Annotated in this window: 20 protein-coding genes and 2 pseudogenes; 16 read left to right on the forward strand and 6 right to left on the reverse strand. The window is 69.4% G+C overall.

Going from position 1 to position 25,319, the window contains the following annotated elements:
- Window positions 1–86 precede the first annotated feature (86 nt).
- From ABZ845_RS08760 to ABZ845_RS08770, 3 genes and pseudogenes are all read left to right on the forward strand, one after another.
- Window positions 87–365: a hypothetical protein gene (locus ABZ845_RS08760; RefSeq protein WP_360974884.1), complete on the forward strand. Its 279-nt coding sequence runs from the start codon at window positions 87–89 to the stop codon at window positions 363–365.
- A complete protein-coding gene (locus tag ABZ845_RS08765) occupies window positions 362–1,459 on the forward strand; it encodes a hypothetical protein (RefSeq protein WP_360974887.1) in 1,098 nt (365 codons plus the stop codon). The genes ABZ845_RS08760 and ABZ845_RS08765 overlap by 4 nt, the downstream gene beginning before the upstream one ends.
- A gap of 46 nt (window positions 1,460–1,505) precedes the next feature.
- Window positions 1,506–1,901, forward strand: a pseudogene (locus ABZ845_RS08770) (rRNA adenine N-6-methyltransferase family protein); the annotation flags it as partial.
- Between the two features lie 123 nt (window positions 1,902–2,024).
- Here ABZ845_RS08770 and ABZ845_RS08775 read toward each other — a convergent pair.
- A pseudogene (locus ABZ845_RS08775) lies at window positions 2,025–2,488 on the reverse strand (YbhB/YbcL family Raf kinase inhibitor-like protein).
- Between the two features lie 98 nt (window positions 2,489–2,586).
- Between ABZ845_RS08775 and ABZ845_RS08780 the strand changes: the two are divergent.
- The 4 genes from ABZ845_RS08780 (at window position 2,587) to ABZ845_RS08795 (ending at window position 7,492) form a co-directional block, all read left to right on the forward strand.
- On the forward strand, window positions 2,587–3,147 hold the full coding sequence (locus ABZ845_RS08780; RefSeq protein ID WP_360974890.1) for a nucleoside-triphosphatase: 561 nt from the start codon (window positions 2,587–2,589) through the stop codon (window positions 3,145–3,147).
- A gap of 531 nt (window positions 3,148–3,678) precedes the next feature.
- Window positions 3,679–4,548 (forward strand): arpA protein, encoded by an 870-nt coding sequence (locus tag ABZ845_RS08785; RefSeq protein WP_360974893.1) that lies wholly within the window; start codon window positions 3,679–3,681, stop codon window positions 4,546–4,548.
- A 272-nt stretch (window positions 4,549–4,820) separates the two neighbouring features.
- A complete protein-coding gene (locus ABZ845_RS08790; protein WP_360974896.1) occupies window positions 4,821–5,666 on the forward strand; it encodes a class I SAM-dependent methyltransferase in 846 nt (281 codons plus the stop codon).
- A 59-nt stretch (window positions 5,667–5,725) separates the two neighbouring features.
- The gene (locus ABZ845_RS08795) at window positions 5,726–7,492 is read left to right on the forward strand and encodes a choline/carnitine O-acyltransferase (RefSeq protein ID WP_360974899.1); all 1,767 of its coding nucleotides are present in this window, start codon (window positions 5,726–5,728) and stop codon (window positions 7,490–7,492) included.
- 424 nt (window positions 7,493–7,916) lie between these two features.
- Here ABZ845_RS08795 and ABZ845_RS08800 read toward each other — a convergent pair whose 3' ends face one another.
- Complete coding sequence (locus ABZ845_RS08800; RefSeq protein WP_360975189.1) at window positions 7,917–8,948, reverse strand: LacI family DNA-binding transcriptional regulator; 1,032 nt, start codon at window positions 8,946–8,948, stop codon at window positions 7,917–7,919.
- A gap of 392 nt (window positions 8,949–9,340) precedes the next feature.
- Between ABZ845_RS08800 and ABZ845_RS08805 the strand changes: the two genes are divergently transcribed.
- From ABZ845_RS08805 to ABZ845_RS08820, 4 genes are read left to right on the forward strand one after another with little or no spacing between them, the layout of a single operon-like run.
- Window positions 9,341–10,648 carry an ABC transporter substrate-binding protein gene (locus ABZ845_RS08805; RefSeq protein ID WP_360974902.1) on the forward strand — a complete coding sequence of 436 codons (1,308 nt, stop codon included), beginning with the start codon at window positions 9,341–9,343 and terminating at the stop codon, window positions 10,646–10,648.
- A gap of 11 nt (window positions 10,649–10,659) precedes the next feature.
- Window positions 10,660–11,712, forward strand: a complete 1,053-nt coding sequence (locus ABZ845_RS08810) for a sugar ABC transporter permease (protein ID WP_360974905.1) — start codon at window positions 10,660–10,662, stop codon at window positions 11,710–11,712.
- Entirely contained in the window at window positions 11,709–12,566 is an 858-nt protein-coding gene (locus tag ABZ845_RS08815) for a carbohydrate ABC transporter permease (RefSeq protein WP_360974910.1), read from the forward strand. The genes ABZ845_RS08810 and ABZ845_RS08815 overlap by 4 nt, the downstream gene beginning before the upstream one ends.
- 40 nt (window positions 12,567–12,606) lie before the next feature.
- The gene (locus ABZ845_RS08820; protein WP_360974913.1) at window positions 12,607–14,250 is read left to right on the forward strand and encodes a glycoside hydrolase family 13 protein; all 1,644 of its coding nucleotides are present in this window, start codon (window positions 12,607–12,609) and stop codon (window positions 14,248–14,250) included.
- Between the two features lie 412 nt (window positions 14,251–14,662).
- Here ABZ845_RS08820 and ABZ845_RS08825 read toward each other — a convergent pair whose 3' ends face one another.
- Entirely contained in the window at window positions 14,663–15,085 is a 423-nt protein-coding gene (locus tag ABZ845_RS08825) for a secondary thiamine-phosphate synthase enzyme YjbQ (protein WP_360974916.1), read from the reverse strand.
- 131 nt (window positions 15,086–15,216) lie between these two features.
- Between ABZ845_RS08825 and ABZ845_RS08830 the strand changes: the two genes are divergently transcribed.
- Entirely contained in the window at window positions 15,217–16,308 is a 1,092-nt protein-coding gene (locus ABZ845_RS08830; protein ID WP_360974919.1) for an NAD(P)-binding domain-containing protein, read from the forward strand.
- 84 nt (window positions 16,309–16,392) lie between these two features.
- Here ABZ845_RS08830 and mltG read toward each other — a convergent pair whose 3' ends face one another.
- Window positions 16,393–17,229 (reverse strand): endolytic transglycosylase MltG, encoded by an 837-nt coding sequence (mltG, locus tag ABZ845_RS08835; protein WP_360974922.1) that lies wholly within the window; start codon window positions 17,227–17,229, stop codon window positions 16,393–16,395.
- 43 nt (window positions 17,230–17,272) lie between these two features.
- The gene (locus ABZ845_RS08840; protein ID WP_360974925.1) at window positions 17,273–19,081 is read right to left on the reverse strand and encodes an ABC transporter ATP-binding protein; all 1,809 of its coding nucleotides are present in this window, start codon (window positions 19,079–19,081) and stop codon (window positions 17,273–17,275) included.
- A gap of 195 nt (window positions 19,082–19,276) precedes the next feature.
- Here ABZ845_RS08840 and ABZ845_RS08845 point away from each other — a divergent pair, with 195 nt between their 5' ends.
- The 4 genes from ABZ845_RS08845 (at window position 19,277) to ABZ845_RS08860 (ending at window position 24,305) form a co-directional block, all read left to right on the forward strand.
- Window positions 19,277–19,747 carry a MarR family transcriptional regulator gene (locus tag ABZ845_RS08845; RefSeq protein ID WP_360974928.1) on the forward strand — a complete coding sequence of 157 codons (471 nt, stop codon included), beginning with the start codon at window positions 19,277–19,279 and terminating at the stop codon, window positions 19,745–19,747.
- A gap of 185 nt (window positions 19,748–19,932) precedes the next feature.
- Window positions 19,933–21,753, forward strand: a complete 1,821-nt coding sequence (locus ABZ845_RS08850) for an ABC transporter ATP-binding protein (protein WP_360974931.1) — start codon at window positions 19,933–19,935, stop codon at window positions 21,751–21,753.
- On the forward strand, window positions 21,750–23,567 hold the full coding sequence (locus ABZ845_RS08855) for an ABC transporter ATP-binding protein (protein ID WP_360974934.1): 1,818 nt from the start codon (window positions 21,750–21,752) through the stop codon (window positions 23,565–23,567). Before ABZ845_RS08850 ends, ABZ845_RS08855 begins: the two co-directional genes overlap by 4 nt.
- A 267-nt stretch (window positions 23,568–23,834) precedes the next feature.
- Window positions 23,835–24,305, forward strand: a complete 471-nt coding sequence (locus tag ABZ845_RS08860; protein WP_360974937.1) for a DUF5709 domain-containing protein — start codon at window positions 23,835–23,837, stop codon at window positions 24,303–24,305.
- 106 nt (window positions 24,306–24,411) lie between these two features.
- Here ABZ845_RS08860 and ABZ845_RS08865 read toward each other — a convergent pair whose 3' ends face one another.
- Window positions 24,412–25,206 carry a metal-dependent hydrolase gene (locus ABZ845_RS08865; RefSeq protein WP_360974940.1) on the reverse strand — a complete coding sequence of 265 codons (795 nt, stop codon included), beginning with the start codon at window positions 25,204–25,206 and terminating at the stop codon, window positions 24,412–24,414.
- Window positions 25,207–25,319 lie beyond the last annotated feature (113 nt).

A 25,319-nucleotide genomic window follows, 5' to 3' on the forward strand; every position in this document is an offset into this window, starting at 1 on the left:
GCCTCCGGGTGGGTGGGCCCGTCCTGGATCCGCAGCTCACGAAGGCGCCGCTCGGTTTGTCGAAAACGGCCCAGAAACCGGTATTCATGTGGAGCAAGGGGGCCCCCGCCACGATCTGGTGGCCCCGCGCAGACTGCGCCTTCATCCGGCTACGGAGCCCAACTGCTCAGTGGCCTGCTGTCCCGGCCCCCGGCTCCGCGGTGCTGGACGGCCTGGTCGCCGCCACCATGCTCACGATGGGCCGGCTGCTGCCGGTGGCGCCTGACCGCCCCGCGTTCCGCACCGCTTTGCGCTCGTCGAGGTCCATCGCCCCCGGGGCGCGCATCATCAAAGGAGGGGAGACCATCGACGAGGAGTGGCGATGAGGCTGTCGTTCCTTGAACCCCTCTACGCGGAGCCGGGCCCGTTCGCCTCCGTGTACCTGGACACCTCCCGAGACGTCGAGCATCCCGAGCAGGCGATCGCGCTGCGCTGGCGGCGGCTGCGCGAGAGTCTGTCCCGTCAGGGCTCGGACCGGGCGCTGCTGAACGTACTGGAGGAAGTGGTCGGCGCCGACACAGAGGTGCCGGGAAGGCACGGTCAGGCCATCTTCGCCGCCCACGGCACACTCGTCCTGTACGGGGAGCTGCCCAGGCCGCCCGAGCACGACTCCGCGCGCTACAGCACCCTGCCGGACGCGATGCCCCTGGTCGCCCAGCACGTTCCGGAGATCCCCTACATGGCCATAGTCGTCCACTACGGCGGCCTTCCGACCGCCGAGACCCACGGCTGGGTAACTCTGGAGGCGGAGACCGGCACCTGGCCCGTGTCCACCGTCACCCCGGGTGAGCGGCTGCACCGCAGGGTCGCGGTGGCGACCTGGCACGGCACCTCCCTCCGGCTGGGTCACCGGCTGGACGAACGGGCGCGGCGCGCCCATGCCGACGCCGTCGTCGTGGGCGGGGACGAGTGGGCGTGCAACGTACTGATCCGCCGCCTGCCGCACACCCTGCGGGACAAGGTCGTACGCGTGGGCGGCCGGACCCCCACCGACACCGGACGCGCCCTGTTGGAGTCGCAGCTCGACGGCGTCTTCCGCGGTCGCATGGCCGCGCACGACCGGGAACTCGTGGACATCTTCATCGGCCGGCGTGCCCTGGACGGACCCATGACGGAGGGGCTGGCCGCCACCGTCGCCGCCCTCCAGCGCGGCCAGGTCGCGGCAATGCTACTGAACCGGCCGCCAGGATCTTCGCTGCGGCTCTGGGCGGGCTCACAGCCCGCTCAGCTCGCCCTGACCGAGGCGGAGCTGATGTCCTTCGGCGTGCGCGCCCCGCGCGAGGAACGCGTCGACGAGGCCCTCGTCCGGGCCCTCGTCGGCACCGGTGCCGAGCTGGTCTTCGTACCGGAGAGCGAGCTGAGGCTGTGCGAGAGCATGGGCGCCCTGCTGCGGTACACCGACCCGGGGACCCCGTCCTGACGCCAACGCGCTGCGCCTCCCGGCGGAGTTCGTCCCCGCGGACGAGGTGGCATCCGCGTACGGGGACACGCCCGTTCCGCTCCCCCAAGGGCAGGTGACCACCCAGCCCTCACTGATCGCCATGATGGTCTCCGCTCTCGGCCTCACCGGAGACAAACAGGTCCTGGAGGTCGGGACCGGCTACGGCTGGCAGACCGCGCCGCCGGCCCGCTTGGCCGCGTAAGTCGTCAGCGTCGAACGCTGGCCCGGCCTGGTCGACGAGGCCCGCCTGCGGCTGTCCGGGCGTCGGCGATGCTGAGGTCGTACCCGGCGACGGGACCCCCGGGATGCCGACCGTGCCCCGTACGACGCCGTCATCGTCTGCGCGGCCTTCCCGCAAGTGCCTGAGCCGCTCGTGGATCAGCTCCGCACCGGTGGCCGGCTCGTCCAGCCGATCGGGCAGGGCGGGCAGGAGCGCGTCGTGCTGTACGAGCGGCGGGCCCACAACCTGGTGCACCGCCAGACGGTCCGCGGCCCGGTTCGTCCGGCCGTACGGCGCGCACGGCTACGACCAGCGGTGACGCGCTCAGCGCTGATAGGTCCCGACCAGGGTGCCGGAGGCCGGCCCCCTGCCCTTCAGGGCACGGTGCACGTCCTCGACGCCCGGATGGTCGTGCAACGGCAGTGGCTCGGACAGGGCGTACAGACGGAAGAAGCAGCGGTGCGGCCCGTGCCACGGTGGAGGCGTCGGCCCTCCCCAGCCGACGCGGCCGAAGCCGTTGGGCCACGGCAGGCCCCCTGGGGCTTCTGGCCCTCCGCCGCCCCGGTGCTCCCCGGATCGATGCCGGTCACCAGCCAGTGCAGGAAGGTCGCCCCCGGCGCATCCGGGTCCTCGCACAGGAGCACCAGCTCCGCGGCCTCGTGGGGCACCCCCGACCAGGTCAGGGGCGGTGAGATGTTCTCACCCTCCCCGCTGTACCGACGGGGGATCACCGTTTTGTCGTCGAACGCGGTGCTGCAGAGTTCAATTCCGCTCATGCGCGCCGCCATGCCCACAACAGCAGCACCGGCACCGGTCCACACCCCAAAACCCCCGTTCGGCCGAGCCCACCCGGGGCCGCCTCTGGAAGCGGGGTGAAGATGGCAGTGTGCCGACAAGGATCCTGCTCGAGGGCCGCCCTGGCGCGGGCAAGACGACCGCCCTGCGTCGGCTGGCCGCGCTGCTGCCCACCCACGCGGCCAGCGGCTTCACCACGGAGGAGATCCGGCAATCCGGCGCCCGCGTCGGTTTCGCTCTGGAGACCCTGGCGGGCCGACGGGAAGTGTTCGCCCATGTCGACCTGCCCGGTCCGCCACGGGTGGGGAAATACGGCGTCGACCCGGGCGTCATGGAACGACTGGCGCTGCCGTCGCTTCTGCCGGCAGCATCCGAGGAGGCAACAGGGCGGCTGGTGCTCATCGACGAGCTGGGGCGGATGGAACTGGCGTGCACGGCGTTCCGGCACGCGGTCGACGCGCTGTTCGCCGCAGAGGTCGACGTCGTCGCCACGGTCCACACGCACCCCGATCCGTTCACCGACGCCCTCAAGCGGCGCACCGACATCGAGGTCGTCCAGCTCACTCCGGCAAACCGGGACGTCCTGCCGGGGGAGCTCGCGGCTCGGCTGCAACAGCCCCGGACGCACGGAAGGCCTCCCCCTCACGGATGAGAGATCGGCCTCCGACCTGCTGAGAGCGGAGTCGGGGCGACCGGTTGTGTCGACCGCCCGTCCCGGGATCACCCAGCAACCAGTCGAACTTGTGCTGGGTCAAGCCCGACTGGATCAGCACCAGGTTGCACAGGCCGGCTACGTACGCCTCGTCACTGTCGTCTCCCGTTCCCATGGCGGCGCATCATGCCGGTCCCCTGATGCATGCCACCCTGGAGCCGGAGATGGACGAGCACTTGGCCACGGAAGCCGGCCGGGTCGGCGGGCGGGTCCCGTTGTCGGCCCGTGCCGAACCCGCGAAAGCCTGCTGGAACGCACAGTTGGGCAGTGTGACGCGTCACATACAGACAACACTGCACCACTGTGGGAACTTCAAGTGCCCTTCCTGCCAGCCTAGTTACTGAAATGCCGAGCATGAGGTCCGGCCGACCGCCCGGATCGCGTCGCTCGTCCCATGTGTGCGTAAGAGGCGGAACCGCCGGCCGGCGGGGGAACCGGCGAGAGGGGCGGCCCGCCTGCGGAGAGGATCGAATGCGCTCTTTCGAAGCCCTGACGCTTGATCAGGTAGTCGACACGGCTCGCTATCCCCTGTCGGAACTCGCGAGCGCCCGGGGACAGACCGTGGTTTCCCGTGCCCGGCGCGACCTGTTGACTCTCGGATGCACCGTGCTGCCGGACTTCATTCGCCCGTCGCTACGCGATGTGCTGCGGCAGGAGTGCTCGGCCATCGCCCCCCGGGCGTACCACGACACCGAGACGGTGAACGTCTACAACATCGCAGTGGACTCGGCACTGCCGGAGGACCATCCGGGCCGGAAGATCTTCGAGCGGGGTAACGCGTTCGTCGCGCGGGACCGCATCCCCGCGGACTCCCTCGTCAGCCGGCTCTACTCCAACATGGCGTTCCGGCACTTCATCGCCCGCTGCTTCGAACTGCCGGAGCTGCACGAGCTGGCGGACCCGCTCTCCGGGCTGGTTCTCAACGTCATCGCGCCGGGCATGGAGCACCCCTGGCACTTCGACACCAACGAGTTCACCGTGAGCATGCTCACCCAGCAAGCGCAGGCCGGCGGAGTCTTCGAGTACTGCCCGAACATTCGGACCGCGCAGGACGAGAATTTCGACGACGTCCGGGACGTAGTGGACGGCCGGGGCGAGCGGTTGACCCGGCGCCTCCCCCTGCAACCTGGTGACCTTCAGTTGTTCAAAGGCCGCTACTCGCTGCACCGAGTGAGCCCGGTGCGCGGCGAGGTCGCGCGCCACTCCGCGATATTCGCCTACAGCGAGCGCCCCGGCGTCATCGGGAGCGTGGAACGGACCCGGCAGCTCTTCGGCCGGGTGCTGCCCGAGCACCTGGCGGCCGAGGGCCGGGCGGTCCGCGGCGACCGGCTCCTGGACTAGTGCCGTGGCAGGCAGCGTTTGCCCGTTGAGGAGCGGCGTCATGGGGGTCCCCCCTGCTCGAGCGGAGTCGAGAGCTTGGGGGCGCGTGCTCTCGGCGTGCCGGCCGGAAGCCCTCGTACTGGACGTACTTGGGCTTTCGGCCGGTGCGGCGAAAGCATGTGCCGGGCGTCGCGACGGGGCGAACGTTGCCTGCTGCGGCACTAGCGGATGGCGAGAACGCGTAGTCGCCGTAGGCCGTTTCCCCTGCGCGATCCCACGGAGGAGTAAGCCCTGTGCGTTTCGACATGACCGGAAAAGTCTCACTCGACCACATCTACGACCAGCCCGATCCGCGAACCTATTTCAGGGTGCTGCGCCCGCTCGACTACTGCGTTCCGCAGCGGGCCAAGCCCTACTTCGCCAAGATCATCACGGAGTACCGGGAGTCCCGGCACGTCGCGGTACCGAAGGTGCTGGACATCGGCTGCTCGTACGGAACCAACGCCGCCCTGCTGAAGTATGACGCGACCATGGACGAGCTGTACGCGCGCTACGGCGACGAGGAGCGTGCGGGTGAGAGCCGCGAGGCTTTGCTGGCCCGCGACCGGGAGCTGGCACGGTCGCGCCAACCCCCGCAAGCGATCCGCTTCGTCGGCCTCGACACCTCCGGCAGCGCACTGTCCTACGGCCTTGAGGCCGGGTTCCTCGACGACGCGGTGCAAGCCGACCTGGAAGAGCACGAGCCCACACCGCGACAGCGCGCCCAGCTCTCGGGTACGGACCTGGTGATCTCGACGGGCTGCGTCGGCTACGTCACCGAGCGGACGCTCACGCGAGTAGTCCGAACACAGGGCATCCGCCGGCCCTGGATGGCGCACTTCGTGCTGCGGATGTTCCCGTTCGACCCCGTCGAGCGCGCATTGGCGAGTCTGGGCTACCGGACCGTCCGCGTCGACGGGGTGTTCAGACAGCGGCGGTTCGCCTCCCCGCAGGAGCAGGCGCTCGTGCTCGACAGCATGTCGGCCGCAGGGGTGGATCCACGGGGCCTGGAAGCGGAAGGCTGGCTGTACGCACAGCTCTACATTTCCCGGCCGTACGACATCACAGGTACCGACGATCCGAATGGAGAAGAGAGTTGAAGGCCAGTCAGGATGCGTCAGGCAACGCGACCTTCGCCCAGGAGGACAGCCTCCCGCGCGTGACGCTGCCTACGCTGGATGCGAGCTGCGAGAGGTTTCTCGCCTGGTGTACGCCGCTGCTGACCGCCGACGAGCGGTCGGCGACCGAGGCGGAGGTCGCCGCCTTCCTCCGACCCGGTGGCCCCGGCCGGGTGCTGCATGCCGCGCTGGAGGAGTACGACGCCACGGAGGGCGTGCACAGCTGGCTCGACACCTTCTGGCCGTACCGATACCTGGGCCGCCGGGACCGGATCGCGCTCAACGCCAACTTCTTCTTCCTGTTCCAGGACTCCGACCAGGCGCAGGTGGAGCGGGCGGCCGGGCTCGTCGCCGGGGCCCTCAACTACAAGCGGCAGCTCGATCAGGGGCTGATTCCACCGGTGGTGCAGCGCGGAGCACCTCAGTCGATGGTGCAGAACAAGTTCCTGTTCTCCACCACGCGTATCCCCGGCGTGCAGCAGGACACCGTCCGCGCCCCCTACACCGAGGAGTGGCCGGGCCCGTCCGAGGCCCGGCATGTCGTGGTGTTCTTCCGGGGCGGCATGTTCCGGCTGGACGTGCTGGGTCCGGGCGGTGTCCCACACAGCCTGCATGACATCGAGGCGGGACTGCGCGCCGTGATGAAGGCCGGCGCCGACCCGGCCGGCACGGACACCTCGGTGGGCCACCTCACCACCATGGCCCGCGCGGAGTGGGCGGCCGCCCGGGAGTCCCTGGTCGCCAGCCACCCCCGCAACGCCGACGCCCTTGACGTTGTCGAGACCGCGCTGTTCTGCGTCGCTCTGGAGGACTTCGCCCCTGCGGACGTCCACGAGGCCTGTGACCAGCTGCTGTACGGCGACCGCGGCAACCGCTGGTTCGACAAGGCCGTGTCCTTCGTCGTCTTCGCCGACGGACGGGCGGGCATCAACGTCGAGCACTGCGAGTTGGACGGGACCACGATCCTCACCTTCACCGACGCCCTGCTCAACACCCCGTCCGAGGAGCAGTCCCGGCAGTCCGGAGCCCGCTCCCAGGGGCTTCCGGCGCTGGAGCGGATCGTGTTCGAACTGGACGACGCGCTGCGGGACCAGGCGCGCTCCGCCGCCGACGCGTTCGCGGCGTACGGCGAGAACACCGCGACGAGCACGTTGTCGTTCGCGGACTTCGGCAGCAGCGCGGCCAAGGTGTTGGGGGTCTCGCCGGACGCGTTCGTCCAAGCCGCCTACCAGCTCGCCCACCAGCGCGCCAAGGGGCACCTGGGTGCCACGTACGAGTCGATCGCCACCCGGCAGTACCGGCACGGGCGGACCGAGGCGATGCGCGTCGTCACCACCGAGATGGTGGCTTTCGTGGCGGTGATGGAGGACCCGGCAGCGGACGCGGACGCCCGGCGCGCCGCGTTCCGGGCAGCCACCGAGGCCCATGTGGCGCGCGCGAAGGCGTGCCAGGCCGGGCAGGTGCCGGAGCAGCACCTGTGGGAGCTGGAGCTGATCCAGCGCCGGCGCGGGGCCGAGCTCGGGGTGACCGAGCAGCCCGCGCTGTACCGGACGCCGGGCTGGTTGACCATGCGGGACGACTACCTGAGCACGAGCTCCGCGCCGTCCGTCAATATCCAGTACTTCGGCTTCGGGTCGACCAGCAGCCAGTGCATCGGTGTCGCCTATGTGCTGCTTCCCGAGCGGTTCAACCTCTACCTGAGCACGCCGATTGCGGTCGCTGCGCAGATGCGGACGTTCGCCGACCGGCTCCGGGAGGCGATGGACGAACTCCGGGAGCTGCTGGCGTTCGAACGGCCTGAGCACTGAACGGGGCCCGCCGCCGGACCGGAACTCCCGGTCGGGGACCACGGTCCGGCGGCACGGACGGCTCCAGTGGCTGAGCTGATCCTGAGCTGAGCTGAGAAAGCCCAGGTCAGCGTCGCCGCCGTCGGCCGCCGCGCGGACGTTTCCCGCACCTTCCTCTACGGCAATCGCGACGTCGGAGCCGCAGTCACCACTGCCATGACCGAGGCCGGAGAATGCCGCTCCCAGTTGCGTACTGAGATTTGGCGGCCACACCCAGGACGATCTCGCTCAGCCCAGGAAGCTCAGCCGCACCTGACGGTTTGCATTGTCTTTGTTGGTGTCCGCCAACCTTCGTTAAGGCGACCCTCAGCACAGGCACGCACTCGTGTGAACCTTGCCCGCACTGCTACGGCCTCCCCACCACCGCACCTACTGGCGGACGCCCTCAGGGGTGATCTCGAACTTCCTGTTCGTCCTGGGGGCTGGGGAGGGGCGCGGTGGTGGCCCGTGGTATCACGATGGTGGGCAGGACGATGTGCCGCCCGTGGTCCGTGCCGGAGTCGGCGATGAGCTTCAGGGCCAGCTCGCCGGCCTGCCGCCCGATGTCCGAGGGTGACTGGGCCACCGTGGACAGGTCGAACCAGTCGGCGAGCGGCTGATCGTCGAAGCCGAGGACGGAGATCCGTTCCGGGACCGCGATGTGTGTCTTGCGCAGGGTCCGGATGACAGCGACCGCGACCTCGTCCTGTTCGGCGAAGATCGCGGTGGGCGGCTCGCGCAGGCTGAGCAGCTTACCGAGTACCTCGGCCGTGCCGCGCTTGTCGCCCACCTGGGTGGCGACGACCAAGTCGCTGTCGAGGGGGACATTCGCTTCGGTGAGCGCCTGCTGGTAGCCCAGCAGGCGCTCGTTGGAGCTGAAGGAAAAGCCGCTGGCGCCGATCGTCTGCACGAAGGCGATTCGGCGGTGGCCCAGGTTGAGCAGGTGGCGAGTGCCGAAGTGGGCGCCGGCCACGTCGTCGACGTAGACGCTGGGCCGCCCGTCGACGTGCTGGCTGACATAGATGACGGGCATGCCCAGGTTGTCCAGGCGCGTGGTCTCCTCGTCGGTGAGGTCGAAGGAGAACACCAGCAGCGCGTCTGCATTGCGCCGGGCCGGGAGGCGCTCGAAGAACGAGGTGCGCTCGGCCAGGTCGGGGATCACATAGACGTTGAGTTCCATGCCCGCCGCCCGCAGCAGTGGAGCCAGACTGGACAGCGCGGATCCCATGAACCACGCGTCGAGAGCGGGCACGAGCACGGCCACGTTCCCGGTCCGGCCTGTGACAAGGCTTGCAGCCTGCCGGGATACCGCGAAGTTCAGTTCTCGCGCGGCCTCCTCGACACGGGCGCGCACCTCCGGTGAAACCGTGGACAGCCCGCGCAGGGTGCGCGAGACGGTGGATACCGATACCCCGGCCCGCTCGGCTACGTCAGCCATCGTGGGGTGCCGTTGAGCTGGTGACATGAGCGGACGGTAGCACAATCAATGTCTCGTTTACCGATTTCAATGACAGCGCTGCCATGGCGCCCATAAACGAGCAAAAGGGGCTAATACCATGCGCCGCCCCGCCCTGCATACAATCAATTACCGCCAAGTAGCGCATTGACTTCCGGAAAACACCCCCCTAGCGTGCAAGCGTTGTCTCAGCGGAGTTGAAGCAGCCCGATCAAGCTGACCCTCAGAGCTTTGACCTGCGAAGTTGATCTATACAGTCCGTGACAACGCAGTCTCACAACAGAGTCATCTCAGAGCCGTCTCGGCAGCGAGCGCCCTACAGGGAAACCAGCCGCGACAACGGTTTCGCACGACAGGCCCAGCCAGGAGAGACAGTGAAGACCAAGACCTCCAAGACCACCACCAGAGCGGTTCAGTGTTCGGCCGTGCTCGCCGCCGGCGGGCTCCTCCTCGTCGCCTGCGGCTCATCCGGCGACAACGGCTCCGGACAGGCCGGGACGTCGTCGTTCGAAGGGCGCGGACCTATCACGTACGTGGCCGGCAAGGACACCACCGGAACCGTCCAGCCGACGATCGACCGCTGGAACAAGCTGCACCCGAAGGAGAAGGTCACCTTCATCCAGCTGCCGACGGACGCGGACGCACAGCGCCAGCAGATGATCCAGAACGCGGAGACGAAGTCCGACGCCTACACGGTGCTCTCCCTCGACGTCGTGTGGACGTCGGAGTTCGCCGCCCACCAGTGGATCGACAGGCTGCCCGACAAGCAGTTCCCCCTGGGCAAGATGCTCAAGCCGGTAGTCGAGACGGCCAAGTACCGCGGCGGCCTGTACGCGGTTCCGGCCAGCTCTGACGGTGGAATGCTGTACTACCGCACCGACCTGCTGAAGAAGGCCGGCATCAGCGCGCCGCCGACGACGTGGGCGCAGATGAAGGTCGACTGCGCAAAGGTGCAGAAGCTGCCCGCGGCCAAGAACATGTCGTGCTACGCCGGGCAGTTCCAGAAGTACGAGGGTCTGACGGTGAACTTCTCCGAAGCCGTGAACTCGGCAGGCGGCACCGTCACCGACGCCGACGGCAGGCCGGACGTCAGCACCCCCGAGGCGCAGAAGGGCTTGGACTTCCTCGTCAGCTCCGTCAAGGACGGCACGATCCCCAAGGAGGCCATCACATACCAGGAGGAGGACGGCCGCCAGGCGTTCCAGTCCGGCAAGCTGGTCTTCCTGCGCAACTGGCCCTACGTGTACGCCCTGGCCGGCAAGAGCGGGATCAAGGGGGAGTACGCGGTCGCGCCGCTTCCCGGCCTGAACGGACCCGGCTCCTCCAGCCTGGGCGGCCACAACATGGCCCTGTCCTCTTACGCCAAGAACAAGGCCACCGCCCTGGACTTCATCAAGTTCTTCACCAGCGAGGAGACGACAGCCACGTTCCTCAAGGACGCCTCCCTCGCCCCGCCGTACGCCGCTCTGTACGACGACCAGGCTCTGATCAAGCTGTACCCGTACTTGCCCGTCCTCAAGGCGTCCATCCTGCGCGCCGTGCCCCGCCCGCGCGTCGTGCAGTACGGCGACGTGACCTCAGCGATCCAGCAGCAGGCGTACGCCGCCCTGACCGGCACCAAGAGCAGCGCGCAGGCGCTGAAGGATCTGCAGTCGGCTCTGCAGAAGTCCGCGGCGCAGTGAGGAACGGGGCCATGGCCAAGACCGAGATCCCGCCCGCGACCGTCACCGCCGACGACCGGACCAGGCGGCCTTCCGAGCCGGCGAAGCGTCGGCGGCGCGCCCCGCGACAGACCGGCGCAACCGCTGGCTCGGGACGGATGGCGGCCCTGTTGGTGTCACCGACGATGCTGGTGCTGTCGATCGTCGTGCTCTACCCGACACTCATGGCGCTGAAGGAGTCGCTGTACGGGCCGAAGGGCCTGGACCCCAAGACCGGATTCATCAGCCCCACCGAACCGTTCGTCGGTCTGAAGAACTACGCCGACATCCTCGGCGCTACCGGGGACCGGTTCTGGAACGCCTTCGGGAACACCACCTTCTTCACCGTCGTCACGGTCGGCCTGGAGACGATGATCGGTGTGGCCATGGCCCTGATCATGCACAAAGCGTTCCGGGGCCGCGCACTCGTGAGGGCTGGCATCCTCATCCCCTGGGCGGTGCCCACGGCCATCTCCGGGCTTCTGTGGCGGTGGATCTTCAACAGTGACGGCGTCGCCAACGCCTTGATCGGCCACCAGGTCCTGTGGACCACCGAGGGCTTCCACGCCAAGGTCGCCGTCATCATCGCCGAGGTGTGGAAGACCTCCCCCTTCATCGGTCTGCTGGTCCTGGCCGGCCTGCAGGTGATCCCGAAGGAGGTGTACGAGGCCGCCCGCCTCGACGGAGCCGGCCCACCTCGCCAGTTCTGGCACATCACCCTGCCCCTGGTCAAACCGGCGCTGCTGGTGGCGATGCTGTTCCGCTGCATGGACGCACTGCGGATGTTCGACCTGCCCTACATACTCATCGGCCCCCAGAAGAACTCGGTGGAAACCCTTTCCATGCTCGCCCAGAACGAGGCGTCCAACGTCCGCTTCGGACCGGCCTCCGCCTACGCCGTACTCCTCTTCCTCTACGTCTTCCTCATCGCACTGGCCTTCGTACGGCTGCTCGGCGCGGACCTCGTCGGCGCGGGTGACAGGAGCGGAAAGAACATCGGACACCGATGGATGTCGCGCTCCCGCCGTACGGAGGTGACCGCATGACGACCATCGTCATGCCGAAGCCGGCCGGCAAGGCGAAATGGCGCGCCGGCCTGCTGTACGCGGGTGTCGTCGCGGTCGTGGCCTACTGCTTGGCCCCGTTCTACTGGATGCTGGTCTCCAGCCTGCGCCGCACCTCGGACATCTTCGACACGTCGCTTCTCCCGTCTCCGGTGTCCTTCGAAAACTACCGGGCGGTGTTCGACCCCTCGCAGGGCTTCTCGCGCGCCCTGCTCAACAGCCTGGTCGTCGCCGGCGTCACCACCGCACTGGCCCTCCTGCTGGCCACGTTCACCGCCTACGCGATGGCACGGTTGGAGTTCCGCTTCAAGCGCCTGATCCTGACCCTCATAATCGCGACCTCGATGTTCCCGGTGGTGTCGATCGTCGTCCCGTTGCTGAAGCTGTTCACGGACATCGGCTGGATCAACACCTATCAGGCCATGATCGTGCCGAGCATGTCCTTCGCACTGCCGCTGGCGGTGTGGAACCTGACCACGTTCTTCCGGCAGATGCCCGAAGAGCTGGAACACGCCGCCATGGTCGACGGCTGCACCCGTGGCAAGGCGTTCCGCAAGGTCATCATTCCGCTGGCCGCACCGGGCATCCTCACTACGGCGATCATCACCTTCATCGCCGCCTGGAACGAGTTCCTCATCGCCCTGTCGATGACGAACAAACCGGAGATGCAGACCGCGCCGGTCGCCATCTCGAAGTTCACCGGCGCCACGACGTACGAGACACCGTTCGGCAGTCAGATGGCTGCGGGTGTCCTCGTCACGGTCCCGCTGGTGGTCATGGTGCTGCTCTTCCAGCGCCGCATCGTCGCCGGACTCACCGCGGGCGCGGCGAAGTAGACGCTCTCTCTCCCCCCGAACGCCCAAGGAGCCATACAACGTGTCCCCCACCGCCGCACCCTGGTGGCGCAGCGCCGTCATCTACCAGATCTACATCCGCAGCTTCGCCGACGGCAACGGTGACGGCGTCGGCGACATCGCCGGCATCCGCTCCCGTCTGCCGTATCTCAAGTCGCTCGGCGTGGACGCCGTCTGGATCAACCCGTGGTACAGGTCCCCGATGGCGGACCACGGTTACGACGTGGCTGACTTCCGTCAGATAGACCCGCTCTTCGGCACGGTGGCCGAGGCCGAGCAGCTCATCGAGGAGGCGCACGCGTACGGGATACGCGTCATCCCCGACCTCGTGCCCAACCACACCTCCGACCAGCACGCCTGGTTCCGGGAGGCGGTGGCGGCCGGACCGGGCAGCTCAGCACGCGAACGCTACGTCTTCCGCCCTGGCCGCGGCCCCGACGGTTCCAATCCGCCCAACGACTGGGTCTCCTGCTTCGGCGGCCCCGCCTGGACCCTGCTGCCCGACGGCGAGTGGTACCTGCACCTGTTCGCCCCTCAGCAGCCTGACCTCAACTGGCAACACCCTGAAGTGCGCACGGAGTTCGAGTCGATCCTGCGGTTCTGGTTCAGCCGCGGAGTGGACGGCTTCCGCATAGACGTGGCACACGGCCTGATCAAGCACCCGGAACTCCCGGACCTCCCGCCACGCCGGGATCCCGACACCACCCAGCCCTGGCAGCACGTCGACCACCCGCACTGGGATCGCGACGAGGTCCACGACATCTACCGCTCCTGGCGCAGCGTGGCCGACGAGTTCCCGGGCGAGAGGTCCTTCGTCGCCGAGGCATGGGCGGACACCCCTGAACGGCTCGCCGCTTACGTCCGCGAGGACGGTCTGCACACCGCCTTCAACTTCGACTTTCTCATGTCCAGTTGGGACCCCAAGGACCTGCGCGCGGTCATCGACAACTCGCTCGCCATGCTCGGCGCGGTGGGCGCACCGGCCACCTGGGTCCTCTCGAACCACGACGTCATGCGCCACCCGAGCCGCTACGGCCGCAAGACCGTCAAGCGATGGGTGGCCAACGACCGCTACGAACCCGAGGGCCCACTCGACCTGGCACTGGGTACCCGACGCGCCCGCGGGGCCGCGCTGTTGATGCTCGCTCTGCCCGGCGGTGCCTACGTCTACCAAGGTGAGGAACTCGGCCTACCCGAGGTCGAGGACCTTCCCGAGGCCGTGCTCCAGGACCCCGTGTGGGAGCGCTCTGGACACACCAACCGCGGCCGCGACGGCTGCCGGGTCCCGATCCCGTGGTCCGGCCGGAGCGCGCCGTACGGCTTCAGCCCCGACGGTGCCACCACCGCGCCCTGGCTGCCACAGCCCGGGGGCTGGGCTGCGCGCACGGTGGAAGCCCAGGACGGCGACGAGACGTCCATGCTGGAGCTCTACCGAACCGCCCTGCGCCTGCGCCGCGAACAACCCGCCCTCGGCGAGGGCACCCTGACGTGGTTGGACGCCCCCGAAGGTGTCCTCGCATTCAGCCGCGCTCCCGGATTCGTCTGCGTGGTCAACCTCTCGACCGAGCCGTGCCCACTGCCCGAGCACACCTCGGTGCTGCTGACAAGCGGCTCTGTCGACAATGGCCTGCTGGCACCGGACCAGGCCGCCTGGCTCGCCGTGTAGCGGCCCTGCCCTCGGCCCAGTGCCGCGAGTGCCCCTAGGTCACCCCTAGGTCCTGTCGGCACTGGGCGCCGTGGGTGGGAATCGCGCCGGTCGCCCAAGCGGCTGCGACGCTCGTGGTGCCGGGTGACTGCGCGACTTTCAGGCCTCGGTGAACGCGGCCGCCTCGGGTGCCGCCGTCATCTTCTAGGGCGGGACCTCTCCCGCCGAGCCTGGCCTCGCCGCTCCTGACGTCGTGCGGTAGTCGCTCATGGTGCCACCGCGGAGCCGGGAAAGGCCTCCTGCCTCGCGGGCACGCACAGGAGTCCCGCCTCCCGAGGGTGCCCCCCGAACTCGATGCTCAGGAACTGATTACGCACAGGACGAGGGCGATTCGGCGCGGCCGGAATTTGACGCTACAGTCCCGTCACACGCATCAGCCAAGGAAGCTCAGCCGCACCTGGCGGTCCGGGTTGTCCATGTTCGTGTCCACCAGGCACACCGACTGCCAGGTTCCCAGTTCGAGTCGACCGCCGATGACCGGGAGGGTCGCGTGCGGCGGGACGAGGGCGGGCAGTACATGGTCGCGGCCGTGGCCCGGGCTGCCGTGGCGGTGCTGCCAGCGGTCGTCGGCGGGCAGCAGCGTGTGCAGCGCGGCGAGGAGGTCGTGGTCGCTGCCGGCACCCGTCTCGATGACGGCGACGCCGGCCGTCGCGTGCGGCACGAAGACATTGAGGAGGCCGTCGCGGTCTCCCGCCGCCTCCCGGAGGAACGCCTCACATTCCCGGGTGAGGTCGACGACGGTCTCCGCGGTGCCGGAGACGACGTTCAGGACGCGTGTGCTGAATGCATCGGACATGTCTCCATCCTCGCCCCTGATACGGGCCTGCCGACCGTGCTGCCCGGCAATGCCATGCCGTGACGTGCCGTCGCGGGGGGGTGTGCCGGTCCCGCGGGAAGATCTACGCCCCCGGCCAGGTTGGTGGAATCGTGAACTACACCGGGGTGCAAGAAATCGACGTGGTCCTCATCGGCGCCGGCCAGGCCGGACTGTCCAGCGCCTATCACCTGCGGCGCACCGGGTTCGTACCGGACCACGACTTCGTGGTCCTCGACCACTCCCCCGGACCCGGCGGTGCCTGGCAGTTCCGCTGGCCCTCGCTGACGTACGGCAGGGTGCACGGAATGCACGCGCTGCCCGGGATGGAGCTGAAGGACGCCGATCCGTCGCGGCCGTCGTCCGAGGTCATCAGCGAGTACTTCGACAGCTATGAGCGCACGTTCGACCTCCGGGTACGGCGGCCGGTCGACGTACGGGCCGTGCGTGAGGGCACGGACGGACGGCTGCTCGTGGAGACCTCGGCCGGGACGTGGTCGACGCGGGCGCTGGTCAACGCGACGGGCACCTGGGACCGGCCCTTCTGGCCCCGCTACCCCGGCCAGGAGTCCTTCCGGGGGCGGCAACTGCACACCGCCCAGTACCCGGGGCCGGAGGGATTCGCCGGGCAGCGGGTCGTCGTCGTGGGCGGCGGAGCGTCCGGGACGCAGCATCTGATGGAGATCGCGCCTTTCGCCGCCGCGACCACATGGGTGACGCGGCGCCCACCGGTGTTCCGCGAGGGCCCGTTCACCGAGGACGTGGGACGTGCCGCGGTGGCGCTGGTGGAGGAACGGGTGAGGCAGGGACTGCCACCGAGGAGCGTGGTCTCGGTCACGGGGCTGCCGCTGAACGACGCGGTCCGCCGGGCCATCGCGGACGGTGTCCTGGACCGGCAGCCGATGTTCGACCGGATCGTGCCGGACGGGGCGGACTGGGACGACGGCCGGCACGTGGACGCCGATGTGATTCTGTGGGCGACCGGTTTCCGGGCCGGCATCGACCACCTGGCCCCGCTGCGGCTGCGCGGACCGGGCGGCGGCATCCAGGTCGAGGGCACCCGGGTGGTCTCCGATCCGCGTATTCATCTGGTCGGGTACGGCCCGTCGGCCAGCACGATCGGAGCCAACCGCGCGGGACGCGCCGCGGTGCGGGACATCAGGCGGCTGTTGTCCTCCGAACCGGCGGGAGAGAACGTCGCATGACCCGCGGGGCGCCGACTGCACCGGCCGAAGTCTCGATCCGGCCGGGACGCCGCCCTTGTCGGGCCGGGACGCGGCATACGGCGCTCAGTGCGACGGCGAAGCGCTCGCGCGCAGCCGGTTGAACTCCTCGACGTTGCGCAGGTGCTCGTCGTACGTGGCCGAGAACCGGGTGTCGCCCGGCTTGACCGTGACGAAGTACAGCCAGTCGCCCGGCGTCGGGCTGAGCACCGCGCGCAGCGCGTCCGTACCGGGGTTGGCGATGGGCGTCGGGGGCAGCCCCACGCGCCTGTACGTGTTGTAAGGACTGTCGATCCGCGTATCGCCCATGGTGGTGTCGAGCGTGAAACGGTCCATGGCGTAGTTGAGGGTGGAGTCCATCTGCAACGGCATGCCGCGCCTCATGCGGTTGACGATGACACGGGCGACCTTGCCCATGTCTTCTTTGGTCGCGGCCTCCGACTGCACGATGCTCGCCATCGTGAGGGTCTGGTAGGCGCTCATCGGGTTGTACTGGGAGCCCGCGGTGATGGTGCCGTGGCTGAACCTCTTCTTCGCGGTGTCCACCATGTACTTCAGCAAGGACTGCGGAGTCTCCTGCTCATGGATCGGATACGTGGCCGGGAAGAGATAGCCCTCGGGGTTGCCGTGCGCGGCCTTCGGCAGATCGAGGTGAGCCTTGGCCAGGGACTTCCGCGTGGAACCGGGCGGCAGCCGGAGCGCCTTGTCGACAGCCCGGTAGATCCGGCTGGCGCGCCAGCCCTCAGGGATGACGAGGGAGACGCGGGCCTCCTCCTCGTGCTCCAGGATCAGCAGCGGCACGGCCACGGCGGTGACCGCCACGGTGGCTCCGATCGCGATCAGAGCGGTCCGGCCCCGGCGTGTCAGCCGGATCTGCGTCTGTGGCGGAGTGTTCGTCTGCATGCGGGCACGGTAACCCGCATATCGCCGCAAACCCGGCATATCGTCATCTTGTTGTCTCCAGTCGGGCGTCTCGCCGCACCAGTGCGGCGTACCGGCCGTCCAGTTCCAACAACTCCTCGTGCGTACCCCGTTCGACCGCGCGACCGGAGTCGAGGACGACGATCTGGTCCGCTCCCCGGATGGTGGACAGCCGGTGGGCGATGGTGAGCGTGGTGCGGTTGGCCGACAGGGCGTCGATGGCCTCCTGGACGGCGTGCTCGGTACGCGTGTCGAGCGCGCTGGTCGCTTCGTCGAGGATGAGCACCGGCGGGTCCCGCAGGATGGTGCGCGCGATGGCCAGCCGCTGCTTCTCGCCGCCGGAGAACCGGTGGCCCCGCTCGCCGACGACCGTGTCGTACCCGTCGGGCAGTGCGGCGATGTGCTCGTGGATCTGGGCCGCCCGCGCCGCCGCGTACAGTTCCTCGTCGGTGGCGTCCGGCTTGGCGAAGCGCAGGTTCTCGGCGACCGAGGCATGGAACAGATACGTCTCCTGGGAGACCACTCCGACCGCGCGGGCGAGCGTGTCGAAGTCCAGGTCGCGCACGTCGACTCCGTCGAGCGTGACCCTCCCGCCCGTCACGTCGTACAGCCTCGGCACCAGATAGCTGAGCGTGGACTTCCCCGAACCGGTGGGCCCGACGACCGCGAGGCTGCCACCCGCCGGAACGCTCACGTCGATGCTCTTGAGTATCGGGCCGCTCTTGTCGTCGTAGTGGAACTCGACGTCCTCGAAACGGATCTCGCCCTTCACCTGGTCGAGATGGACGGGGTCGGCGGGTTCGGTGATGTCTATGGGCAGGTCGAGGTACTCGAAGATGCGCTGGAAGAGCGCGAGCGAGGTCTGGATCTGGACACCCGTGGACAGCAGGCTGACGGTCGGCCGGAACAGTCCCTGCTGGAGCGAGACGAAGGCGACGAGCGTACCGAGGGAGATGGCGGGACCGCCGAGCCGCAGCGTCATGCCCGCGGTCCAGTAGATGACGGCGGGCATGGCCGCCATGACGATGGTGATGACGGCCATGCGCCAGCGCCCGGCCATGTTCGACCTCACCTCGAGGTCGACGAGACGCTCGGACTCGCTCTCGAAGGAGGCCGTGAGCGAATCGGCGCGGCCCATGGTGCGGCCGAGCAGAATGCCGCTGACCGAGAGCGACTCGGTGACCGTGGCGGCCATGGCGGCCATCTGCTTCTGCCGCTGGGTGGCGATCTTCTTGCGCTCGTTGCCGACACGGCGGCTGATCCACACGAACAGCGGGAGGAGAAGCAGTGAGACGACCGTGAGCCGCCAGTCGAGAGCGACCATCGCCACGATCGTGGCGACCACGCTGGTGAGGTTGGAGACCAGAGAGGTGGCGGTCGAGGTGACCGTCGCCTGCATGCCGCCGATGTCGTTGGCGATGCGGGACTGGACCTCCCCGGTGCGGGTGCGGGTGAAGAAGGCGAGCGACATGCGTTGCAGCCGCCCGTAGACGGCCGTGCGCAGGTCGTGCATGACGCGCTGGCCGACCGTGGTGGAGATCAGGGTCTGCAGCACACCGAAGACGCTGGTGACCACGGCGCTCAGGATCATGCCGAGCGCCAGCAGGCTCAGCAGGCCTGTGCGCCCCTGCGGGATCGCCACGTCCAGCGTTTCCTTGAGCAGGAACGGTGTGGCGACGGATACCAGCGAGGCGGCGCCGACCAGGAGGCCGACGGTCGCAAGGCGGCCGCGGTACGGCTTGAACAGCTTCAGGATGCGGCGAACCTGCCGTGGCTGTTCATCCATGTCGGCGAGTGACGGGGGTGGGGTCCAGGCTGCTTGGTCGGGATGCATGGGCTCCTACGGTGATGAGGGTGCGGTTGGCGGTCTCCGGCGCCGCCGACGACTGTCGGGCGATTCGGGGCGACGGAGCGCTGAGTGCTGAGTGCTGAGCGCTGAGCGCTCCAAGGGGAACGATAGCGATGGATACGGATCCTAGCTCATTGTTACCTATACTCACAATGAACTACGTCCTGATATTGTTCCCGCATGAACACCCCCGATCCCGATGGCCTTCTCGCCGAGCAGTTGCTGCGGTTCACTCGCCGCGTGCACCGCATTCAGAAGCGCCATCTGGAGCGGTCCGACCTTGGCATCACACCGGCCCAGTCCAGACTGTTGCGCACGCTCGCGCACTTCGGCTCCCCGCCCCGCATGGCGGATCTCGCCGAGCGCCTCGAGGTGGTGCCGCGGGCGGTGACCACACTGGTCGACGGTCTCGAGGCGAGCGGCATGGTGCGCCGGGCCCCCGATCCCAGCAACCGGCGCGTGATCCGGATCGAGATCACGGACGAGGGCCGTGCGGCGCTGCGCACCCTGCGCGGAGCACGCCGGGCGGCCGCGGAGGAGATCCTGGCTCCGCTGGCCGAAGAGCAGCGCCAGGCACTCGGCACTCTGCTCGACACTCTGGTCGAGGGCGGCGATCCACCCGCCGCGATCGAGCGCCACCATCGCTGCTGACGAGGACGCGCGCATCGCCGCCACGGCCCTGCCACCGCGCGGGCCCGAAAACCGTTTGCGTCCCACCACGCTCCGACGCCACGCTGTCACGGATTGCTGAGGCGTTCGCGGACGCGTATGAGCACCGCTCCGGCCCGACCTCGCGCCGCGCCCCGTCCGTCAACGGACACGAGCACTGGGACGTCATGAAGATTCAAGACCTTCCGTACCGCGACCCCGGTGCGCCGGACACGCGCTCGGGTCTCCGATTCCTGTGGTGGCTCGGCCGTAACCAGCTCGGTGGTCAGCTCAGGTCACTCGCCTGGGGACTGCTGCACTTCATGTCCGTCTGCGGGCTGCCGTTCTGTGTCGGCTCGGCCCTCCAGGCCGTCGTCGAACGCTCGGGCCTGCTGCTCGTCCGGACGGGCGGACTCCTCCTGCTCTGCGGGGCGGGCATCGCGCTGGGCGACACCATGCTGCACCGAACCGCCGTCACCAACTGGATCACCGCCGCGGCTCGGGTCCAGCAACTCCTCGCCCGCAGAACCGCCCTGCTGGGCTCTGCACTGACCCGGCGGGTCGCGGCCGGCGAGGTCGTCGCGGTGTCCACCGGCGATGTGGAGAAGATCGGCTGGTTCGTGGAGGCGGTCTCGCGTTTCAGCGCGGCGGCGCTCACCGTGGTGGCGGTCTGCGTCGCGCTGGTCGTGTACCAGCCCGCGCTCGGTGTGGTCGTCGCGGTCGGGGTACCGGTGCTGGCTCTGGCCGTGCTGCCGCTGCTCCCTCGTGCCACCCGGCGCGCCGACGTCCAGCGGGAGAAGGCGGGCCGTGCCACCGAACTGGCCTCGGACACCGTCGCGGGTCTCAGGGTGCTCAGGGGCATCGGCGGTGAGGAACTGTTCCTGGACCGCTACCGCAGGGCCTCGCAGGAGGTCCGCACCGCGGCGGTGCGCAGTGCCCGCATGTGGTCGCTGATCTCGGCGCTCCAGGTGCTGCTGCCCGGCCTGCTGATGATCGCGGTCGTCTGGCGGGGTGTGCAGCTCGCCCAGGACGGCCGGATCGCGGTCGGCGAACTCGTGACCGTGTACAGCTCGGTCATGCTGCTCACCTACCCTCTGCAGCACTTCCAGGAGATCGCCATGGCGTACTCCTTCTCCCGGCCGTCCGCGCGGCGAGCGGCCCGGGTGCTGTCGCTCGAGCGGGCCACCGACTCCGAGGGGTCCCGCACAGCCGGTGAGCCGGCCGGCGACCTGTACGACCCGCGGACCGGGCTGCTGGCTCCCGCAGGGCAGTTGACCGCCGTGGTCTGCGGCGATCCTGACACGGCGGGCGCCCTCGCCGAACGGCTGGGCGGCCATCCCGCCGTGGCCGGCACACCTGTGCTCCTGGGCGGGGTTCCGCTGGACGAACTGCCGCTGGACTCGGCGCGAGCCGTCGTCCTGGTCCAGGACAAGGACCCGGTGCTGCTGTCCGGCAACCTGCGCGAACTGCTCGACGTGCCCCGCTCGGGCCACGTCGGCGTCCAGGAGGCGCTCGCCGCCGCACAGTGCGAAGACGTCCTGGACGCGCTCGCCCAGGCGTCGCCGGCCGGCGGGGATCCCATGGGGGCCCGGATCAGCGAGCGCGGCCGGTCTCTGTCCGGTGGACAGCGCCAGCGGCTCGCGCTGGCGCGATCGCTGATCACGGACCCCCAGGTGCTGGTTCTGGACGAGCCGACCTCCGCGGTCGACTCGCACACCGAGGCGCGCATCGCCAAGGGCCTCGGGACTCTGCGGACAGGTCGCACGACGGTGGTGTTCACCTCGTCGCCGCTGCTGCTGGACCACGCGGATCGTGTCGTGCTGGTGCACGAGGGATCGGTGGCGGCGGTGGGCCTCCACCGCGAGCTGGTGCACACCGAGCCCCGATACCGCGCCGTGGTGACCCGCGAGACCGACGACGAGGCCGCCGCGCGAGGCGACGGAACCGCCGAGGGCGTAACGGCGGACGACATGCTGGCCGAACTGGAAGAGATCGAGGAGACGGCATGATCGGCGTGGCGCCACCGGCGTACGACCCGGCGGCCCCGACGACGGCGAACACGCTGCCCGTCGGGGCGCCCTCGACCGTAAGGTCCTATGTGACCGAACTGTTCCGCCGTCACCGCCGGTCCTTCCTGGTGCTCATCGCGGTGAACACGGTCGCAGTCGTCGCCTCGATGGCCGGCCCCTACCTGCTGGGCTCGGTGGTTGAACACCTCACGGCCAGCGGTCGGGCACCGCACCTGGCACGCACGGCCACGCTGTTCGTGTGCGCCCTGGCCGTGCAGGCGGTGTTCGTGCGGCTTGTGCGGCTGAAGGGCGCCGTGATCGGCGAGCGCATGCTCGCCGATCTGCGAGAGGACTTCCTCGTACGGTCCGTGGGACTGCCGCCCGGCGTCCTGGAGCGGGCCGGGACCGGCGACCTGCTCTCCCGGATCACCACCGACATCGACCGCCTCGCCAACGCGATGCGGGAGGCCGTACCGCAGCTGGCGATCGGCGTGGTGTGGGTACTGCTCCTGCTCGGCGGGCTGACCGTCACGGCCCCGCCGCTCGCCGGCGTCGTGCTCCTCGCGGTGCCGCTGCTGGTGATCGGCTGCCGTTGGTACTTCAGGCGGGCTCCCTCGGCATACCGCTCCGAGGCCGCCGGATACGCCGCCGTCGCCGCGGTCCTCGCCGAGACCGTGGACGCCGGACGCACCATCGAGGCGCACCGCCTCGGCGAGCGGTGCATCGCCCTGTCCGACCGCCGGATCAAGGAATGGACGGCCTGGGAGCGCTACACGCTGTGGCTGCGCTCGGTGCTCTTCCCCGTCATCAACGTCACGCACCTCACCATCCTGGCGTCGGTGCTCATCATCGGAGGGAGCTTCGTCCTGCACGGCTGGATCGGCGTCGGCCAGCTCACGACGGGCGCGCTCATCGCTCAGATGCTCGTCGACCCCGTGGGCCTGATCCTGCGCTGGTACGACGAGCTCCAGGTCGCGCAGGTGTCGCTCGCCCGGCTGGTCGGCGTCCGCGATATCGAACCCGACGCGGGCGAGGCCTCGCTGACACCCGACGGGCGTGACGTCGAGGCCGCCGAGGTGCGCTTCGGCTACCGCGCCGGGGTCGACGTACTTCACCGGGTCTCACTGGCCGTGGCGCCCGGCACCCGGCTCGCTCTGGTCGGGCCCTCCGGCGCCGGGAAGTCCACGCTGGGCAGGCTGCTCGCCGGGATCTACGCTCCCCGCGACGGCCGGGTCACCCTGGGTGGCGCCGACCTGTCGCGGATGCCCACCGAGCACGTGCGCTCACATGTGGCCCTGGTCAACCAGGAGCACCATGTCTTCGTGGGATCCCTTCGGGACAATCTGCTCCTGGCTGTACCTCATACCCGTCTCCGTCGGAGCAGCGAGGCTCTCACGGACGCCGTCGACACCCGGTTGTGGGCCGCACTGTCCGCTGTCGACGCGGACGGCTGGGCGCGCGCCCTGGACGAGGGCCTGGACACGGAGGTCGGTTCCGGCGGCCTCGCGCTCACTCCCGCCCAGGCGCAGCAGATCGCCCTGGCCCGGCTGGTGCTGGCCGACCCGCACACGCTGGTCCTGGACGAGGCGACCTCCCTCCTCGACCCCCGTGCGGCCCGCCATCTGGAGCGCTCCCTGGCCCGCGTCCTGGAGGGGCGCACGGTTGTGGCGATCGCGCACCGGTTGCACACCGCGCACGACGCCGACGTCATCGCCGTTGTCGAGAACGGCCGGATCAGTGAGCTGGGCAGCCATGACCAGCTGGTCGCCGCGGACGGGGCGTACGCGGCGCTGTGGCGGTCCTGGCACGGCTGACATCGACCGACGGCTCGGTGCGTCCAGGGAGCGGAGCATGGCAGTCACCGGTCGGCCCCGTCCCCGCCCGCGCAGGGATTCACCGTCGCCGCCTCGATGGCTGCCGTTGCGCGGTGCCATCGCGGGGTGGAAGTCTGGAAGTGGCACCGGCGTGGGGGACATGCCGCAGCCGTCCGCTGGAAGACAGCGGCCTGCGCCGATGGACTCCCGTGTCCGCCGTCGTGTGTGGCGGCGCCCGGTTCCGGCCCACCATATGGAGGTGTTCCCGTGGACAGCACCGACGGTTGGGGAGACGACGTCTACCAGCCCGACGGATCCGAGGTGCAGGACGACGCGGGGCTGCTCGACGCCGAGGACACCCTCCTTGCCGACGGGGTCGGCGACCCGCTCGATCGCGGGTGGTCACCACCGGAGCGCCCCTGGGCGGTGGAGCATGTGGGAGTGACCGCGGCCGAGGGCCACCGCGGCGAGACCCTGGACGAGCGCCTCGCCGAGGAGAACCCGGACATCGCGATGCCGAACGGCGACGAGATCGGCGACTGGCTCGACGGTGACGGGGAACCCCTGGACAACGAGGTGGGCGACGCCCGCTCCGGCCGACTCGTGGCCCCGAACGAGGGGGCTCACGAGGACGAGGAGAACGGGCTGATCGCCACCGATGTCGGCATCGACGGAGCGGCGGCCTCGGCCGAGGAGGCAGCCGTCCACATCGTCGACGAGGACAGCCTGTCCGGCTGACGGGCTGATACCGCCCGTCCACCACGCTGAGCCAGGGCCGTCGTGCGGCAGGTCAGCGACCCCACGAGAAGCCGGCGCCACGCCGACCGCGCCGCCCAGGACGCGCTCATATGACGTTGAGCGCCGCCGCGCAGCCCACTCCTCCCAGCAGCATGAACACCGGCATGAGCACCTTCACCTCCACCCAGCTGCCCGCGCGGAACCGCATCACCTTCGGCGGGCCCACCGGGTACCAGCGCTTGCGGCCCAGCGGTATCGGCCACAGGATCGGGCAGCCGGAGACCGTCAGCGCGTCACCGATGTCGTGCACCAGCGCGCCCAGGACGATCGGCAGGCCGAGCCACAGGTACTGCTGGCCTGGCGCCGCGAACAGCCAGTCCGAACCGTTGCCCGGCTTGTCGAGCACGCCCGCGAGAATCCACGCGCTCGTCGCGGCCAGCAGCCACACCAATACATCGCTGCTCGAACCGCGCGCGGCCCGCCACAGCAGCCCCTCGATCGCCAGCACCATGTGGACGAAGAGGATCGCCAGCACCGCCCACCGGCCGCCCGTGATGGCCAGGGCGGAGGTGCCCGCGCCGATCAGGACCGCCCACAGCCAGGTGTGCGTGAGTGTGCGGTGTCCGCCGGAGCGGCGCGGGTCGCCCTGCTTCCGGGTCGATTTGTAGGCGGCGTACGACAGCTTGTCGACGATCTCGCACACCCAGTGGGAGAGGGGTCCGAAGGCCCTCGAGATGGTGGCGGCCTTGTGGTCCAGATCCGGGGCCAGAGCGGCGCCCGCGCAGATCAGTGCACCGACAAGAAGGACCGGCCAGGGCATCGGGTGGCCCGCCGCAGCGGCGGCCGCTCCCACCCCGAGCCAGGCCGCGGCCCCCGACAGTGAGTGTGCTGGTCCCATCATGGCCGCTTCCCGCCCCATTCTTCTTGTCGCGCTGCTCAGTTGTCGTGTGCGCGGACGTCTTGCCGGCGACACAGCGTAGCGTTCGTGATCATCGGGTCGGCATCCGATTCCCG

This window comes from Streptomyces sp. NPDC047022, from assembly GCF_040644155.1.
Taxonomy (GTDB): domain Bacteria; phylum Actinomycetota; class Actinomycetes; order Streptomycetales; family Streptomycetaceae; genus Streptomyces.

Bases quoted from the DNA above. Each gene is read 5' to 3' on its own strand.
- ABZ845_RS08760 (WP_360974884.1), top strand. From the start codon at position 87: ATGTGGAGCAAGGGGGCCCCCGCCACGATCTGGTGGCCCCGCGCAGAC.
- ABZ845_RS08765 (WP_360974887.1), top strand. From the start codon at position 362: ATGAGGCTGTCGTTCCTTGAACCCCTCTACGCGGAGCCGGGCCCGTTC.
- ABZ845_RS08785 (WP_360974893.1), top strand. From the start codon at position 3,679: ATGCGCTCTTTCGAAGCCCTGACGCTTGATCAGGTAGTCGACACGGCT.
- ABZ845_RS08800 (WP_360975189.1), bottom strand. From the start codon at position 8,948: ATGGCTGACGTAGCCGAGCGGGCCGGGGTATCGGTATCCACCGTCTCG.
- ABZ845_RS08810 (WP_360974905.1), top strand. From the start codon at position 10,660: ATGGCCAAGACCGAGATCCCGCCCGCGACCGTCACCGCCGACGACCGG.
- ABZ845_RS08815 (WP_360974910.1), top strand. From the start codon at position 11,709: ATGACGACCATCGTCATGCCGAAGCCGGCCGGCAAGGCGAAATGGCGC.
- ABZ845_RS08825 (WP_360974916.1), bottom strand. From the start codon at position 15,085: ATGTCCGATGCATTCAGCACACGCGTCCTGAACGTCGTCTCCGGCACC.
- mltG (WP_360974922.1), bottom strand. From the start codon at position 17,229: ATGCAGACGAACACTCCGCCACAGACGCAGATCCGGCTGACACGCCGG.
- ABZ845_RS08840 (WP_360974925.1), bottom strand. From the start codon at position 19,081: ATGCATCCCGACCAAGCAGCCTGGACCCCACCCCCGTCACTCGCCGAC.
- ABZ845_RS08845 (WP_360974928.1), top strand. From the start codon at position 19,277: ATGAACACCCCCGATCCCGATGGCCTTCTCGCCGAGCAGTTGCTGCGG.
- ABZ845_RS08850 (WP_360974931.1), top strand. From the start codon at position 19,933: ATGAAGATTCAAGACCTTCCGTACCGCGACCCCGGTGCGCCGGACACG.
- ABZ845_RS08855 (WP_360974934.1), top strand. From the start codon at position 21,750: ATGATCGGCGTGGCGCCACCGGCGTACGACCCGGCGGCCCCGACGACG.
- ABZ845_RS08865 (WP_360974940.1), bottom strand. From the start codon at position 25,206: ATGATGGGACCAGCACACTCACTGTCGGGGGCCGCGGCCTGGCTCGGG.